Raw genomic sequence first — 15,360 nt, forward strand, 5'->3', positions numbered from 1 at the left:
TGTTGCAACGGCTAAGATAGCAATGGTTATGAATATTTTGCTGTTATGCTGGCGCGATTTGGATCATCCGCAAGGAGGTGGCAGTGAACGCTACCTTGAACGAGTCGCTGAGCATCTAGCAGCCAGTGGCCATACGGTCACCTATTTCACCGCCCGTTTTCCGCATGCTTCTCGACGCACCCACCGCAACGGGTTCCGTATCCTTCGATCTGGCGGCAAATATGGGGTGTACATCCACGCGGCGGTGTTCATGCTGCTGGGAAGACTTGGCATTGGTCCACTTGCCAAGACCGATGTGGTGGTCGATACCCAAAATGGTATTCCATTTTTCGCCAAGTGCTTTTCTGGTCGCCCAACGGTGCTGCTCACGCACCATTGCCACAAGGAACAGTGGTCGGTGGCAACAGCACTGGTGGCAAAATTAGGATGGTGGCTCGAGTCGAAAGTCTCACCTTGGGTGCATCGTCACAGCTTGGTCGTCACAGTTTCGCGACCAAGCCAGCAGGAATTAATTGATCTTGGCTTCTTGCCCGAGAACATTTCAATTGTGCGCAATGGTATTGATCCGGTTCCTGAGCACTACTCCAAACTGATGCCGGATCCGCGCACGCACATCGTCACCTTGGCACGTCTGGTGCCGCACAAGCAGATTGAAGACGCCATTTGGGCCGTCCACGATCAACCGGATCTCGTGCTCGATGTCATCGGTGATGGCTGGTGGGCCGAAAAGCTGAAAATTTATGCCGCAAATCTGCAAGCCAAAAATGTGGTGTTCCACGGACATGTCGCCGAGGAGGTCAAGCACGCCTTGCTTGACCGCGCCGCCTTGCACCTGATGCCTTCGCGCAAAGAAGGCTGGGGATTAGCGGTGATCGAGGCCGCTCAACACCACGTTCCAACTATCGGATATACCAGCTCAGGCGGACTGCAGGATTCTATTCAGCACAACCGTACAGGCTTGCTGGTGGCCGGGCGTACCAGCTTGAAGCAGGCCCTGTTGCGCCTGCTACACAATCCCAACGAGCTTACCCGCCTCGGGCAGACCGCGTATATCCAAAGCAAGCGGTACCGGTGGGAAGACACTGGCCAGCAGATCGCTCAGCTCTTAACCGTTGCTTTACGACGCCACAATGCCACCCCAACCGGCACCAGGCACCATAATCCCAGCAGCCCAACCCCTAGCTGATACCGCCAGTTGGTGGTATATGGTGCTGGACACGTGCGCGTATGCACTACGTTTTGATGCTGAACGTAGCAGATGCCCAGTTCATCGAGCAGCTTCGTATCGTGACGGAACCAAGCAGCTTTTGCCTGCAGGAACACCGGATTAATTGGATCTGCCACCACGCTACCGGTATCTGTGTGCACGACAAGACTGCCACTATGCAGGATCTCTTGCATTTTGGTGGCGGGATCCACCCCAATTCGGTCACCAATGCGCACTAAGCCGCCATGATCGAGCTGAAGGAGAACATGGTTACTCGGTGCGAAGTTGTAGGTAGCTGCGCGGGCTGCAGCATCGTTGGCACTCGCCTGATCTCCGCTTTCGCTGGAGGAGGTCGCACTCGCCGCATCGGCCTGGCCATCAGCCGCACCAACGCCCGCGGCCTCGCCACCGCGCTCGGCTTCAACCCCAGACCCGCCACCGCGCTCGGCTCCAACCCCATCCTCGACATCGAACTGCACCGGCTGCAACATCTGCAACGCTACGAGCGCATCTGGGGTTTGTGCCACAATCATGATACTTAAGAACAATGGTGCTAGCCGAAGACGAGGAAGTTGGAAGCGTCCTGTGGCGACGACCAGTCCTGGAATGAGCAGCAATGCGAGTTTTGAAGAATCTCGAAACAGTTGAGCTCCTGGAATTGTGGCAAAAATCAATGTCGATGGCCCAAGCCAGAGTAGAACAAACCCACCGATACCGATCAGGCTGGGCAACCATAATCGGCGTGGAATAAATGGCACCAGCGCAAACCATACCAACAGGCCAATCGTCGCAAAGCCAGCATTGCGCGAGTCGGGGACTGCGCTGGTATTCCAGAGTCCGCCGAGGGTGAAGAATGTTCCAAGGGTGCCAACACCTGCTTCGGCGCGACCTAAAAAGACGGTTGTAATGCCCGCGCTACTTGGCGTAATCAGCGATGGTACCAGCCATGGCAAACTACTGAGCAGCCCAGCAATCACGATCACAAGGCGCGACCGCACCACGCATAGCGCAAAGACCAGCGCAATCACCGCACCTGTGGGAGTCAGCGAGCATACCCAAAGCAGCAGCACAACCCGCTTGGGATGCTTTCGCCACACATAAATACCAGGCAATACCCACGCGGTTATTACCAACCCCCAATGCCCCTGCAACAGCCGCTCGATCACAAACGGATTTGCCAGCGTCATGGCAACGGCTGCGAACTTTGCAGGTGTGGTACGTGCACAGCACATTGCACACCAGGCGCCGAACGCACCTGCCGCAAGCAGCACCACCCGCACGAACCAGCTGGCAGGCACCAGCATGCCAACCAACGCCAGCACCCCATCTTGTGGAACATTTCTCGCCGGCAGCATTCCGAATCCCACAGCAGAAGGAATCAACCTCGGATGATCCAGCACCACCATATCGCGCAGGAATAATTCCCCAGGTCCGAACAGCGGCCCGAGCATACTTCCTATTAAGAAACTCGCCCACAACCACAGCAGCATCGTGACCCACAGCGAAGACGATTCTGATTGCATCTGGGCATGCGGGCCGAAGCAGCGTCGAAAAGCAGGAATCATGAGGCGTGACGACGACGGCGCTGGTTGCGGATCTGCAGGAGAGTAAGAATCACAAAGATGGCGGCGACCAGCTTTAATAAATATGGGTAGAGGCGAATACGGAACAATGATGTGGTAATTTCAGCAGCATGCATGCGCTGTTGGGTGCGAGTGGCCTCGTCCCAGGCGAACCTGGCCTGCAGTAACGTGCGATACGGATCGCCTTTGGTAATCATGCGGTCAAAGTCGTGACGGAAACCGGCTTGTGCGGCCGTGACAGCGGCATCCGCGTCATCACGGGCTGCAAACAGATACATATCCTCTACCTGGTGTAAGATCACGCCAGAAGTCGGCTCGACCCACACTCGCCGCTGCACTGTGTAATACGGATGCAACTGAACGGTATCGGTAGTGCCGTCGGGGTAGAACTTATCTGCAGCGCCTTGCAGCCGAAGCGCGTCGATGGAAAACTGCTTGGACCTATCAATCGCTGTGGCAGATGGCTGCGCGGTGGGGTCATCGGTGATAACTTGCGGCTGTGTGAAGGCACGAAATACCGAATCGGAAAGATTAATCGGCGCGATATACTGCTGAAACACCCACGCCGTTTCCCCGTGACGAGTGGTCGTGACAGGTTCATCGCTCCGAATCGGCGGTGCAGCAGGAATATCATCGATTGCCACTGTGCCAGCGTAATCAATGGGGTAGCTATCTTGGGCCAACGCATCGAAATATAAATAACTGCGACGCTCCGCTTGGAAGGGGAAGAAATACTGCACCCCATCGCGCGCAAAACTATCGGTGCTGAATCGTAAATGCAACGCCGGTGCGCTGACGGTGATCTGTGACTGTGGATCCGTAGCCGGCAAGGTGGAGTTCTTGAGCAGCTGCACGGAGTCGTCAATATTGATCAGTGTTTGCTGTGGTGCGATGGTGTCAAACTTGGTGTGTGCATGCAGCCCAACCTGCAAGTCGGCTTTCTTTGGATCTGAATGCTCGCCAGCAGTAGTCGTGACCGTCGTCGTGGAAATCAGTTGCGTGAGCTGAATATGACAATCATTCGACATACCAGCAGCACAAACGGTATCCGGATTATAGACAGTCGCCAGCGTCGGTTCTGAGCGCAGCGTGTGCGTCGTTGTGGTTGCCAGAGGTTTCAGTGTTGGCAAGACCACCGCAGAAATTATGATTGCGCTGATCAAGCACAGTCCAGCAATGCCGAAACTTAGCCATGCGCGCCAATACTGCCGCATGTGTGAAGCTGTCATTGTGACTCCCTTACTTGAACCCTGACTTAATGCTTGACGACGCTGCTATCTGCCGTATGCCGACTCATTGTTCGCGACCGCTTGCTGCTCGGTTGACTGCCGGCTGATTGTTGTTTGCCCGATGAGTACCGTTTGGTGCGACGAACAAGATGGCCCTGCGAGCCAACTCTGCCCGAGCCAACTTGGCTCGGTTTTCAAACCAGGCTCGTCCGAACCAACCCCGCCCGAATCAACCTTGCTACCCTTAAAGGGCTATGTATGTATCGTACTCAACTTCGCCAGCTGCACGCAGCTCCTTTAACCCTCATCTGGAAGGACTTCGCGGCATCGCAGCATTAGGCGTGCTCAGTACACATGTAGCATTTCAAACTGGCCTCGACCCCCACAGCATCGCCGGTGCAATTTTGAGCCGTTTCGACTTCTTCGTGGCAGTATTTTTCGCACTCTCCGCTTATTTACTGTGGTCACCCACGCGACTACACACAGGCAACCTACTGGCCTACTATCAGCGCAGAGCCATACGTATCCTCCCTGCTTATATAGTATGCGTATGCGTCAGCCTAGCACTCGTACCAGAGGCATTTCACGCTCGTCCAGCAGCGATCCTGACCACTTTGACTTTCACCCAGCTTTACATTCCCCAAGGACTCATTGGCGGCTTAACGCATTTATGGTCGTTAAACGTCGAAGTGGTTTTTTACCTCCTGCTACCCATATTTGCGCTGGTACTCGCAAGACTTCGACCGCTGCTTCGAATGGTCTGCATTCTCATATTGAGCTTGCTGAGCTTGGCCTGGGCTTTTCTTCCGTGGGTGATCGCTGGTGATGGAACAGCATTGCCGAATCGGCAAATCTATCCCGTGGCATTTAGCATGTGGTTCGCAATCGGCATGATCGCAGCTGAGCTGGTGCAACATTATTCCCATTCATCTGCATTGAGGCAGATCACGGCCATATTACATCGAAGCCGTTGGGTCAATTGGACACTCGCGATCGGCATCGCCTGGCTCGCTGGCCAAGAATTTTTCGGTCCCTTAGGTTTAACCCATCCAAGTCCCCTCCAGTTCGTCCTGCGACTCCTGGCTGGCACTGCGTTCGCCACCCTAATCCTCACATCATATTTACTGCCAACATCTCGTAGTCTCCTAGCGCATCCGATCGCCCAGCACCTTGGCAAAATTAGCTATTCCTTATTCCTATGGCATCTTCCGATCTTAAGCGCGGTATTTGCGGTCACCGGTATTTCGCCATTTCATGGTCATTTTTTTACCATCTGGTTGCTGACCGCCGCCGCTGCAATCATCGTGGCATGGGCGAGCTTTGTCTGGATTGAACAGCCGTGTCGACAAGCGCTGCGGGGGTACTAAACCAGCGCAATTTCCTTATTAAGGGAAATTATGTATCTTCGCAGTTCATGGTCTATGTGGTGCATCTCCCATTTGTGAGATTCCGTGTCTGCAGGCACATTTTCTGCTCGTTGAAGTATGTGTCAAGCTGTGGTGATACTTTCGCAGTGGGGATCGCTGTGGGAACGTTTGTGCAGCTCTCTATATCGGCAAAAGAAAGGATCGTAAGAAAGACGACCTGCAGTATGTGTGGGAATATAAGTTTTATATGGCCAGATTGGAAGTTTGGGTAGATTGGAACCAAAAGTTCAAGTGGTTGAAAACTTCGACTTAGGTGTGCTTAACTACTTGGGTAGGAAACGGTTGTCATGTTCGGGTGCTCCTCGACTAGCCGACGTGCACGAGCAGTAGTTATACATTGATCGTGCGTTTGAGGATAGTTGTTCGGCTGAGGTTGGGAAACGCTATTGAAGCAGCCATAATACTGATTCAGTGCGAACTTGAGAGCCAGTTTCTTGTCAGTATTTCACTAAAAATACACGCTGGTTTGTGTTGAGAGCGTGTGAAGTTTTGATTGAAGAGAGTTCATGAAACGTATTAACCCATTCGCACGTTTTGGTATGGTCTTGACTGCTGCTGCACTGGCAATCGCAGGTTGTAGTGCACCAAGCGAACAAGCAGCAATGACCGAAGCTGAAACCCCAGCAGCTGCTGAAGGAAACGTTGTACGTGCAGTTGCAACCACCACTCAGATTTGTGACTACCTGACCAATATTGGTGCAGCTGGTCTGAAACTGGAAAAGACCGACTCCCAGGGTCAGCACACCACCATTGGTGACGGCGAAGCTACCCTCGATCTGACCTGCCTGTTGGCACCAAACGCGTCAGCTCATGAGCACGAGATGACCCCACAGCAGATGAAGGCACTTGGCCAGGCTGATTTGTTCTTCGTCAACGGCGTTGATTTGGAGCACTTCCTTGACGACGCTGTCAAGGCTTCCGGCTTCAAGGGCACCATGGCCGTGACCACTGGTGTTGCAAGCACCGAAGCTGAAGGTTACACCGTTGATCTTGGCGAAAAGAAGGTTGATATTCGCCCATGGCCATTTGCTGAAGAAGGCGAAGAAGCCGAATTCAGCCATGATCCACACGTCTGGACCGATCCAAAGCGTGCTGCCGTTCAGGTTCAAAACATTGGTTACTTCTTGTCCAAGGCTGCTCCAGAGTCTGCAGATGTCTTCAAGAAGGCTGTTGATACCTACTCTGCACAGTTGAAGGATCTTGATGAGTGGGTTCGCGAGTCCATCGAGTCTGTACCAGCAGAACACCGCACGCTGTTCACCTCTCATGATGCATTCGGCTACTTCTCTGAGTCTTATGGCATTAAGTTCATTGGTGCTGCACTGTCTGACTTCAACCACCAGCAGGATGCAACTGCTGAGCACATCAACGCTGAGGCGCAAAAGGTGAAGGAATCTGGTGCAAAGGCACTGTTCGCTGAGAACTCCAACAACGATAAGTCCATCGAGGCAATTGCTCGTGCTGCAGGTGTAAAGGCAATCACCCAGGAAGATGCTCTCTACGGCGACTCCCTCGGCCCAGTTGGTTCCGAAGGTGAAACCTACATCGGTTCTATCGTGCACAACGTCACCACCTTGGTTGAGGCTTGGGGCGGTACGGTAGCTCCACTTCCTGCTTCTTTGAAGAAGTAAACGTTTCAAATATTTTGTCAGGCTAGAAGTTTCTGGCTTGTAGCTTGGCAATAATGTTTCCTCGCTTAACCCCTCGCACTATGCATCGTGTTTAGGATAACCTGCACTTCAGCTGTTATTGAACATGATGTGCGGTGCGAGGGTTTCCGCAATTTTCCTCCCACATGAAGGCTTCCCTACCATGCATATCTCGTCGGACCACGGTCAGAATATTCAGACGTCCTCCTTCAGTTCTCAACCTGTGATTACCGTCAAAAACTTCGAATGCGGGTATGGTGCTGAACCAATTTTGACTGATGTTAATTTCACGGTGGCACACGGTGCTGGCTTAGGCCTCATCGGTGCAAATGGTTCTGGTAAATCTACCTTACTCAAGGGCATTATCGGCCTGTGCCGTACCAGCGGCGAAGTTACCCACGCTGGTGGCATCGGCTATGTGCCACAGCACCAAGACGTAGATCTTTCCTTCCCGGTTACCGCACGCCAGGTCGTCGAGATGGGCTTATACCCACAAACTCCATGGTGGAAGAAAGTCGACGCCAAGAAAGTCAATGACGCAATCGCACTGGTTGAACTTTCCCATAAAGCAGGCGATCGTTTCGGAGATCTTTCTGGTGGACAACGCCAACGTATCTTAATTGCGAGGGCCTTAGTCACCGATCCGAACCTGGTACTGCTCGATGAGCCGTTTAACGGCCTCGACGTTGCCAGCCGCCAAGTGCTGGTCGATACTATTCGCACGTTAAAGGCCCAAGGTACCGCAGTTATTATTTCAACCCACGATTATGATCTCGCAGATCAAGTCTGTGAGCACAGCGCCAAGGTTGGCAACGGCAAGGTCGCCATTTTTGAAACTGCACAGGTGATTAAAGCATCGAATGAGGTTTCTTAAATGAGCTATCAGCAATTTATCGATATTCTCACCATTCCATATCTCTACCGCGCGCTGTTAGTGCTGATTATCCTCGGCGTCATTGGTGGTGGCGTGGGCGTACTTGTGAACTTACGCACCATGGAATTTAGTGTGGAAGCGCTCGTACACTCAGTATTTCCTGGCATGGTGGTTGGCCTGGCACTTGCTGGAATCGACGGCATTATCCCAGGAGCCGCGCTGGTGGCGGCAGTCGCAGCCTTTGCATTAACGTTCGTGACGAAATCTCATGGTTCTGAAGCTGGCACAGCAGTTGTACTCACCAGCTTCTACGGTATCGGTGTGGTGCTTTCGTTGTCAGTTGGCGACTATTCCGGCCAGCTCGACGCCCTGATGTTCGGCCGCCTGCTGGATATTAGCGATAAGCGCCTCTACCAAGCGCTCATTTGTGGTGTCATCGCCTTAGTGATCGTTCGCGTGATGTGGCGCCGCCAATTATCGGTAGCCTTTGATCGTATTTTCGCTGAATCCCAAAAACAAAACACCGCCGTTGTAGATGCCACCTTAAATGCCGCAATCGCCGCTGTGGTGGTGGCTGCATCTTCTGCTGTGGGCGTGCTGCTTGTCATCGGCTATTTGGTGATTCCAGGCTCAGCTGCCCGCCTGCTGTCGAAAACTGCCCACGGCATGGTTGTTATTGCGATGCTCTCTGGCATTCTTGCGGCAATTATCGGCGTAGTCGTGATGACGCTCGATTTGCCACGCCAAGTTTCCCCACAGGCGGCAGTATCATTGTCGCTGGTAGCGGTGTTTACCATCGCTGCGGTATATAACAATATTCGGACCCGGATTCGCCCGAATGAAACCTACCGCGCCCACAAGAAAGGCAGCTTGGTCGATGCTTCTTAGTATTTTGATGCTCCCGATTTTAGAAGTTGTCATCGTTGGTTCCTTAATGGGCGCAATCGGTTCGATGGCAGTATTGGGCAAGCGCGTATTCTTTTCCGAGTCCTTATCGCACGGTACGTTCCCAGGCGCGGTGCTTGGTGTCGTCGTCGGCCAAATATTCGGGACCAACTTAAGCCTCTCGCTGTTCATCGGCGCCGCATTATGTTGTATTCCACTTGCACTTTTAATGCGGTATCTGGCAGGTGTGGAAGGCATTTCAGCAACCGCTGCAGCCGGCATTGTGCTCACCTTGGGCTATTCCATGGGTGTGTTTTTGCTGCGTTGGTTCCAGCCGCTGCCGCTGAAAGTTGAAGGATTCCTTACCGGCTCGCTGCTGTCGGTTAACCATATGGACGTGCTGAGCGCGGTTATCGTCGCAAGCCTTGCAATCATGGTCTTTGTCTTTTTTGGCCGCAAACTGGCGTACTACTACTTCGATCCGGTGTCCTTCCGGGTTTCCCACGGCAAAGGTAGCTCCCCAGAAGCTTTACGACGCAACTGGGCACCGTTTATTGCCGAAACGCTCACGCTGTCTTTGCTCTGCGCTGCAATGGTGGTGGCAATTCCGGCTGTGGGCTCCATTTTGTCCATTGCATTATTAGTGGCTCCAGCTGCGGCAATGCAATATCATGCACATACATTTAGGTCAATGGTGATAAGCTCGGCAATTGCCGGTGTTGTTATCGGTGCAATCGGACTTGCAATCGCTGTGCAGTGGAGTTTATCTGCTGGTGGCACCATTGCAGTTGTTGCAGGTTTGTTCTACCTTGGCTCAAGGCTACTAGGATGGTTGCAATGCATGTCATGGATTTCCCCGAGAGAACGCAAGACTATCTAAAAATTATCTGGGATATTCACGAGCGCACCCACCAACCAGCCTCCTTAGGAGCAATCGCAAGTGCGCTCGGTCAAAAGGCCTCAACTACCTCAGAAGCAATGAAGCGGCTGCACGCCCAAGGCCTGGTTGATCACCAGAAATACACTGGCGTGACCTTAACCCCAGCCGGCCAGCGCATCGCTTTGGCAATGGTGCGCAGGCATCGCCTCATCGAACTATTTCTCGTTGAAGTGATGGGCTACCAGTGGTTCGAGGTTCACGAGGAGGCTGATCTGCTCGAACACGCGGTTTCAGATACTTTCCTCGCGCGGATTGAAAAAATGTTGGATTACCCAATCCGCGACCCGCACGGCGACCCGATCCCAGATCCTGACGGCAATGTTGCCACCTTATCGACAATCGCCTTAAGTGATCTTTGCGTCGGCGAAACCGTAGTGGTGGAACAAATCAACGACGCCGACCCGAAATTCCTGCACTACCTGCATGAACATGGCGTGTGGCCAGGAGTTGAGATTGTATTTCAGGCACAGCCACGCGCAGGAATGCTGCTGTTTTCTATTCAGGAAACTGAGCTGATGCTGACGACTGCGGCGGCGGCAGATATTCGCGTGCGGCGCGACGCATCTCATACCGCGCAGGCATAAACGCCCACCAACATAGCGCTATACACCACACTTCTACCAGCATGCTTGCTGCCGCATAATGTGGTGTTGGCCAAGGCGCACGCGCACACCACAGCGCAATGAGGAATCCAGCAGCGCCGACAAAAAATGCACGCGAAAATACTGTCACCGCGCGTGTGAGCACAACCACGAGCAGAATTGGCAGGATCCACCATTGCACCGTCAGCACACTGGCAAGTATGAATGGCAGCAGGCTGATCCCGATTGCCAAGGCATTGGTTGGTTGTGATGAAGATGGGGAAGTGGTTGCGTCGAAAAGCTTCGTGCGAGAACGCAACACAACAGCGCACATAAGCGCAAGCTGTGCGACGGCAAGTAACAGGCCGAATCCTAAGGAATATCGGTAGGCATCTGCGTGGCGAAACTCCAGGCGGAATTGTCCCTGCGTGCCGGCTGGGATTGCAAACGCTTGCATGCCGGCGTTGAGTGTGACAGGTTCCAGTGGAATATCGTTGAGTGTGCCACTCAAGCCAGGCGATGCGCTGCGATGCACGTTGAGATAGCGCAGGTGGTCGGCGGCAGTGATCTGTGCTTGGGTGATTGATGGCGTGTCAAAGAACGAGGATGCGGGTTCATGGATAGCTGGGATTGGGGTCGATTTCCCTATTAAGGAAAAATCGTGTTCTCGCAGCTCAACGCGCGGCGCATAACTTTCCAACCGATGCACCCCAGCCTCTAAGGACACCGTTGCACCACAGCGATACGAAACCTGGTTGATCACAACCGCGTTCGTGCATCGGCTGGCCTCAATGTCTAGCTGCATTGGGCGGTGTAGTTCAAATTCGCGTTGTAATAACGTTGTGGCAACGCTGTGCCGCTGGAAGATAAAGGCCCGCGTGTGAGCACTACTGGTGACATGCACAGTGGCGCGCATGGGGTGATGCTCGATGGTCACGTTATCAATACCGATAGGTGTTGCGGATGCCCCAAGGCTCAGGGAAAGCGTTTGAATATTGGACCCTGGCAGCACAAACTCGTAATCTTCTCCAGCGCGAACCAGCTGACTCATATGTCCATGACCTGTATCAATATATAGCGTGGTGGCACTATCTGGCTGGTAGTTTGCAGCAACGATCTTCAGTCGTAGGCGAGGGGTGTGCAACTGTGTCGGAAATTCAAAGGTGGCCGTTGCGCCATCTTGAGCACCAAACGCTGGATACCAGGCAGTGGTGGGATTGTCATCGATCATGCCGTGGGCACCGTGGTTTGGATCAGGACGTGGGAAGTTCGTGGCATCGGCACCAGAAGATGAAACCTTTAACCGCACACCATATTCACGAATCCCAACAATTGGACTCGTGGTTGGATAATCCGGCACGCGGTTATGCACATCTTGTGTATGAGCTTGCACTGCATCTGCCGGCACAACACCTGATCCACCGGTCAGTGATCCATAATTGCGTGCTTGGGCTAGTGGCGTATCCGTGACAATCGTGGCGTTTTCCTGCACAAATTGGTATTCACCGGAGGGTAAAAAACTTAAAACTTCGCCGCCGCCAGCAACGGATGTCACCGCTGAGGCATCCACAATCGACAGCTCATAAGTGGGGTCAAGCAGCAAAACTTCCAGTTCTCCAAAACGCGTGTGTGCAATTGGATGCAGCTCGACGTCCTGCAAAGGCAATTCTTGTTGCACCAGATCATGACGAATCACCACAGCACCGATCCCGTGGCGCAGCAGATTCGCCTCGGTTGGAAATTGGCTCAGACCATCAAGCCCCCGAATGGTCTCGGGATCAACCAGCGGAATCGCATCCCGAACCGCCCATGGCACGTCAAATAAGGCTTGCGCTGGTTCATCGCGCGTCCAGCCCCAGTCTTGTCGTGCAAATCGCGCCGCTGGCAAGATGAGCGTGCGCGTGCCACGGGCGTGAGTGTTCACATAGTCGGCCACGCGTTGCCAGTCCTGGGAAACCGCTTGATATGCGCCTTGCGGCAATAAGCGGAATGACCACGCCGGCGCCATAGCGGCCATTCCGAGCACAAGTAGCATGCCAATCGCTGCTTGTCGACGCTGCCGTGCAGGTCCACTTTCGTGTTCCCAATGCCAGGCCCACTGGTGGTATTGAGGCGTGCGAGGTGGGTTGGAAGCAGCGCCGGGAACAGCGGGAGCAGCGCCTGCCTGCGCGCTGCCCGCGCCCAGCTCCGTACCGGCACCTACCCGCTCCGCACCCGCATCAACCCGCATGCCGCCAAGGCTGGCAAGCCCAATCATTAACGGCAAGCGAATCCAGGCATCGAGTTTGTGCAGATTGCGAAACGCCACGCCAATGCCACTATCAAGCCAGGTAGGGAATTGATGTGCTGCCGCAAGACAACAGATGCCCAAACCGAAAAGGAAGATCCAGAAATGAGCGTCGATAAGCGCTTTGGTGCGCAGCGTCCCGAGTCCGTACAGGCTGATTGTGGCGATGCCGAACGTGGCGATAATCAGCCACGGATTGGTGAGAAGTTCGTGCCCTGCAATCCGTTCGGTATCAACAAATGGCACCCAGTGGGTGGTTCCGCGCAGGATTTCGGCCAGGTGAAACCAGGTGGTGGTAGTGGTGCCGTTTTCGATGAAGTCGGTAAACGGTGGGCTGACGGTGCGAAATTGCAACAACGGCACAATCCACCACAAACTGATCGTGATGCTGGCAACCATCCACACACACAGTTCCGCCAGGCCGCGGCGTAGTTGGGCAACAGATGAGGCGGTAAGCAGGCTATAGAGGAAATACAAGCCGGCTGGAATGATCGCGGCAAGTGTTGCAGTGGCGTTAATGGCCCCCAACAGACCGATGGGGATGACGGAGCGCCAGATGTGCTGCCAGCTGCGGGTTTGCCCCACAACCCCTATTAAGGAAATCAGGATCCACGGAGTGAGCATCATCGGCCAAGTTTCCGAGGAAATTGTGGTCAGCGTGCTCAGCGTATGCGGCGAAAAAACGTACAGCAGACTCGCGAGTGTCAGCAGCCACGAACTGCGCACACCAATGCGGGAAAGTAGCATTCGCATGCCTACGAACCCAACGATGGTCACGAGCGACCACCAGAGGCGCTGGGTTACCCAACTTGGCGAGCCGAGCACCGAACCGAGCGCAAAGAAGGCGCCGTGCGGAAACATATAGCCGTAGGCCTGGTTTTGCACCTGGCCAAACGTGAATACATCGTTATACGCGAAGCTTGCGCGCCATAGAAATTGCAGCGGATTGGCAGTCAGATCGTGCTTGGTATCGGCTGCGATCAGGCCCCACGGCTGCGCCAAAATTATTGTAAGACAAAGCAAAACACCTGCGTATGCGCTGTTATAGAACGCGCGAAGTCGGTGCTTTGCCACAGTTATGCTTATCGACGCGTCCCGTATTCCGGATCGCCTAATACAGATTGGTCAGCCGATGAGGTAGATTCACCAAAGGCTGGATTCTCAGTGAAGACAGATGCGCCAATGACAGCAGCGATGCCTAAGCTCAGGCCAACAACAGCACTGGCGATCACAGGGCCAAGTGTGCGTCGGTTCAAAGAATCGCTTTCAAAAGCCATACTGCCAAGATAGCAGCAATTACAGGAATTGCACAGCTAAACGCCTTAAATTACGTGACGCATTCAGTGCGCTCGTACCTGCAATTTCTCCACTTCGCGCCACTCAACTGCCGTCGGCACCTGCAATTTCGTGGCACTGCTACATGTTCCAGTAGCCTGAATATCGTGACAGATTTTCAACAACAACCACACTCACAACGCTGTACTGCCCAGTTCTATCATTCCTACCAGCAGTTACGTACACGCTACATTCGGCACCTGGCGCGTATCGCAGCGCTAGGTGCATGCAGCATCGCGTTGGTCGGCTGTGCACACATCGAAGCACCTGTTGAAACTTCGTCTGTACCGATTCCACCCACAACAATCAGCACTTTGGTAACGACCACCAGTGCCTCGCCATCAACAGCCCAAGCTTTACAGCCTGCTGAACACGAGCTGCGCCAACGCATCGCCACCACCATGATGGTCGGCGTGCGCAATTATGATGACGCGGTCTACGCCCTCGAGCGCGGTGCCGGTGGTATTTTCATCGGATCTGACACCGACCCTGCACTTTTGACCACCCCAGGACGCGACATTGCCGCGCTTCGGGCACAGATCCAACGACCATTTGCCGTCAGCATCGATTTTGAAGGTGGTCGTGTCTTGCGCTTCCCCGAAATCTTTGGGGAGTTTCCTGCGCCGCGCCTGATGGCAGCACAGCATACCGTTGCACAAGTGCGCGATCTCGCGCGCCAGATGGGCGAAAATCTGGCGCGCCGGGGCATCACCGTGAACTTCGCGCCAGTAGTTGATCTCGACGGTGGTGACCTAGAAGTCGTAGGCGATCGCGCGTTTTCTACCGACCCTACGATCACCATTGCCTACGCCACAGCATTCGCACAAGGCATGCAAGACGCCGGCGTGACTCCCGTATTCAAACACTTCCCTGGCCATGGCCGTGCGTCTGGCGATTCCCATCTCGGCGGTGTCACAACCTTGCCGCTGGCTGAACTCCAGCGCCACGATATGCTGCCATATATGCAGGTCCTCCAGCTACCTGACGTTGCCGTCATGGTCGGACACTTGGTGGTCCCAGGTTGGGAAGATGCGCAAGGCGTAAATGTGCCTGCAACCGTTAATCCTCGCGCCTATGCTGCTTTACGACGCATACCTGCCCAATCTGGTTTTCAAGGTGTTATCTACACTGATGATTTATCAGGAATGAAGGCAATTACCGAACACTTTAGTGTTCCAGAGGCAGTTGCCAGAGCTTTGGAGGCAGGAGCGGATCAAGCATTATGGTTATCGACAGCTGACCTTGATGCGGCAATCGACACCGTTGTGGCAATGGTGCATCGCGATGAGATGACAGTTGAAGAAATTGATGCAAAAGTGCGTCGTATAGCAAATACGCAACAATAAATCAGTACTTTTCGCGA

Annotated in this window: 12 protein-coding genes; 8 read left to right on the forward strand and 4 right to left on the reverse strand. The window is 53.9% G+C overall.

Annotated features, from left to right (window positions below; all coding sequences use genetic code 11):
• Nucleotides 1-28: 28 nt before the first annotated feature.
• Nucleotides 29-1,186: a glycosyltransferase family 4 protein gene (locus NXS99_RS06440; protein ID WP_259287839.1), complete on the forward strand. Its 1,158-nt coding sequence runs from the start codon at nucleotides 29-31 to the stop codon at nucleotides 1,184-1,186.
• Here the strand turns inward: NXS99_RS06440 and NXS99_RS06445 are convergent.
• A complete protein-coding gene (locus tag NXS99_RS06445) occupies nucleotides 1,099-2,772 on the reverse strand; it encodes a hypothetical protein (protein ID WP_259287840.1) in 1,674 nt (557 codons plus the stop codon). The genes NXS99_RS06440 and NXS99_RS06445 overlap by 88 nt on opposite strands.
• The gene (locus NXS99_RS06450; RefSeq protein ID WP_259287841.1) at nucleotides 2,769-4,019 is read right to left on the reverse strand and encodes a DUF3068 domain-containing protein; all 1,251 of its coding nucleotides are present in this window, start codon (nucleotides 4,017-4,019) and stop codon (nucleotides 2,769-2,771) included. Before NXS99_RS06450 ends, NXS99_RS06445 begins: the two co-directional genes overlap by 4 nt.
• 254 nt (nucleotides 4,020-4,273) lie before the next feature.
• Here NXS99_RS06450 and NXS99_RS06455 point away from each other — a divergent pair, with 254 nt between their 5' ends.
• The 6 genes from NXS99_RS06455 to NXS99_RS06480 all read left to right on the forward strand — a co-directional run bounded on the left by NXS99_RS06455 (nucleotide 4,274) and on the right by NXS99_RS06480 (nucleotide 10,378).
• On the forward strand, nucleotides 4,274-5,386 hold the full coding sequence (locus NXS99_RS06455) for an acyltransferase (RefSeq protein WP_259287842.1): 1,113 nt from the start codon (nucleotides 4,274-4,276) through the stop codon (nucleotides 5,384-5,386).
• A 566-nt stretch (nucleotides 5,387-5,952) separates the two neighbouring features.
• The gene (locus tag NXS99_RS06460; protein WP_259287843.1) at nucleotides 5,953-7,077 is read left to right on the forward strand and encodes a metal ABC transporter substrate-binding protein; all 1,125 of its coding nucleotides are present in this window, start codon (nucleotides 5,953-5,955) and stop codon (nucleotides 7,075-7,077) included.
• Between the two features lie 181 nt (nucleotides 7,078-7,258).
• On the forward strand, nucleotides 7,259-7,969 hold the full coding sequence (locus NXS99_RS06465; protein WP_259287844.1) for a metal ABC transporter ATP-binding protein: 711 nt from the start codon (nucleotides 7,259-7,261) through the stop codon (nucleotides 7,967-7,969).
• Nucleotides 7,970-8,857, forward strand: coding sequence for a metal ABC transporter permease (locus NXS99_RS06470; protein WP_259287845.1), 888 nt, complete (start codon nucleotides 7,970-7,972; stop codon nucleotides 8,855-8,857).
• Nucleotides 8,847-9,734, forward strand: coding sequence for a metal ABC transporter permease (locus NXS99_RS06475; protein WP_259287846.1), 888 nt, complete (start codon nucleotides 8,847-8,849; stop codon nucleotides 9,732-9,734). The genes NXS99_RS06470 and NXS99_RS06475 overlap by 11 nt, the downstream gene beginning before the upstream one ends.
• A complete protein-coding gene (locus NXS99_RS06480) occupies nucleotides 9,701-10,378 on the forward strand; it encodes a metal-dependent transcriptional regulator (RefSeq protein WP_259287847.1) in 678 nt (225 codons plus the stop codon). Before NXS99_RS06475 ends, NXS99_RS06480 begins: the two co-directional genes overlap by 34 nt.
• Here NXS99_RS06480 and NXS99_RS06485 read toward each other — a convergent pair.
• Nucleotides 10,290-13,736 carry a DUF3367 domain-containing protein gene (locus NXS99_RS06485; protein ID WP_259287848.1) on the reverse strand — a complete coding sequence of 1,149 codons (3,447 nt, stop codon included), beginning with the start codon at nucleotides 13,734-13,736 and terminating at the stop codon, nucleotides 10,290-10,292. The genes NXS99_RS06480 and NXS99_RS06485 overlap by 89 nt on opposite strands.
• An 8-nt stretch (nucleotides 13,737-13,744) precedes the next feature.
• Nucleotides 13,745-13,939 carry a DUF2613 domain-containing protein gene (locus NXS99_RS06490; RefSeq protein WP_259287849.1) on the reverse strand — a complete coding sequence of 65 codons (195 nt, stop codon included), beginning with the start codon at nucleotides 13,937-13,939 and terminating at the stop codon, nucleotides 13,745-13,747.
• A 267-nt stretch (nucleotides 13,940-14,206) separates the two neighbouring features.
• Here NXS99_RS06490 and NXS99_RS06495 point away from each other — a divergent pair, with 267 nt between their 5' ends.
• Nucleotides 14,207-15,343 (forward strand): glycoside hydrolase family 3 N-terminal domain-containing protein, encoded by a 1,137-nt coding sequence (locus NXS99_RS06495; protein WP_396124831.1) that lies wholly within the window; start codon nucleotides 14,207-14,209, stop codon nucleotides 15,341-15,343.
• Nucleotides 15,344-15,360 lie beyond the last annotated feature (17 nt).

Source organism: Corynebacterium sp. HS2168-gen11, from assembly GCF_024834075.1.
Classification (GTDB): domain Bacteria; phylum Actinomycetota; class Actinomycetes; order Mycobacteriales; family Mycobacteriaceae; genus Corynebacterium.

Excerpts from the sequence above, each read along its gene's own strand:
- NXS99_RS06440 (WP_259287839.1), top strand. The coding sequence starts at position 29 with ATGAATATTTTGCTGTTATGCTGGCGCGATTTGGATCATCCGCAAGGA.
- NXS99_RS06445 (WP_259287840.1), bottom strand. The coding sequence starts at position 2,772 with ATGATTCCTGCTTTTCGACGCTGCTTCGGCCCGCATGCCCAGATGCAA.
- NXS99_RS06450 (WP_259287841.1), bottom strand. The coding sequence starts at position 4,019 with ATGACAGCTTCACACATGCGGCAGTATTGGCGCGCATGGCTAAGTTTC.
- NXS99_RS06455 (WP_259287842.1), top strand. The coding sequence starts at position 4,274 with ATGTATGTATCGTACTCAACTTCGCCAGCTGCACGCAGCTCCTTTAAC.
- NXS99_RS06460 (WP_259287843.1), top strand. The coding sequence starts at position 5,953 with ATGAAACGTATTAACCCATTCGCACGTTTTGGTATGGTCTTGACTGCT.
- NXS99_RS06465 (WP_259287844.1), top strand. The coding sequence starts at position 7,259 with ATGCATATCTCGTCGGACCACGGTCAGAATATTCAGACGTCCTCCTTC.
- NXS99_RS06470 (WP_259287845.1), top strand. The coding sequence starts at position 7,970 with ATGAGCTATCAGCAATTTATCGATATTCTCACCATTCCATATCTCTAC.
- NXS99_RS06475 (WP_259287846.1), top strand. The coding sequence starts at position 8,847 with ATGCTTCTTAGTATTTTGATGCTCCCGATTTTAGAAGTTGTCATCGTT.
- NXS99_RS06480 (WP_259287847.1), top strand. The coding sequence starts at position 9,701 with ATGGATTTCCCCGAGAGAACGCAAGACTATCTAAAAATTATCTGGGAT.
- NXS99_RS06490 (WP_259287849.1), bottom strand. The coding sequence starts at position 13,939 with ATGGCTTTTGAAAGCGATTCTTTGAACCGACGCACACTTGGCCCTGTG.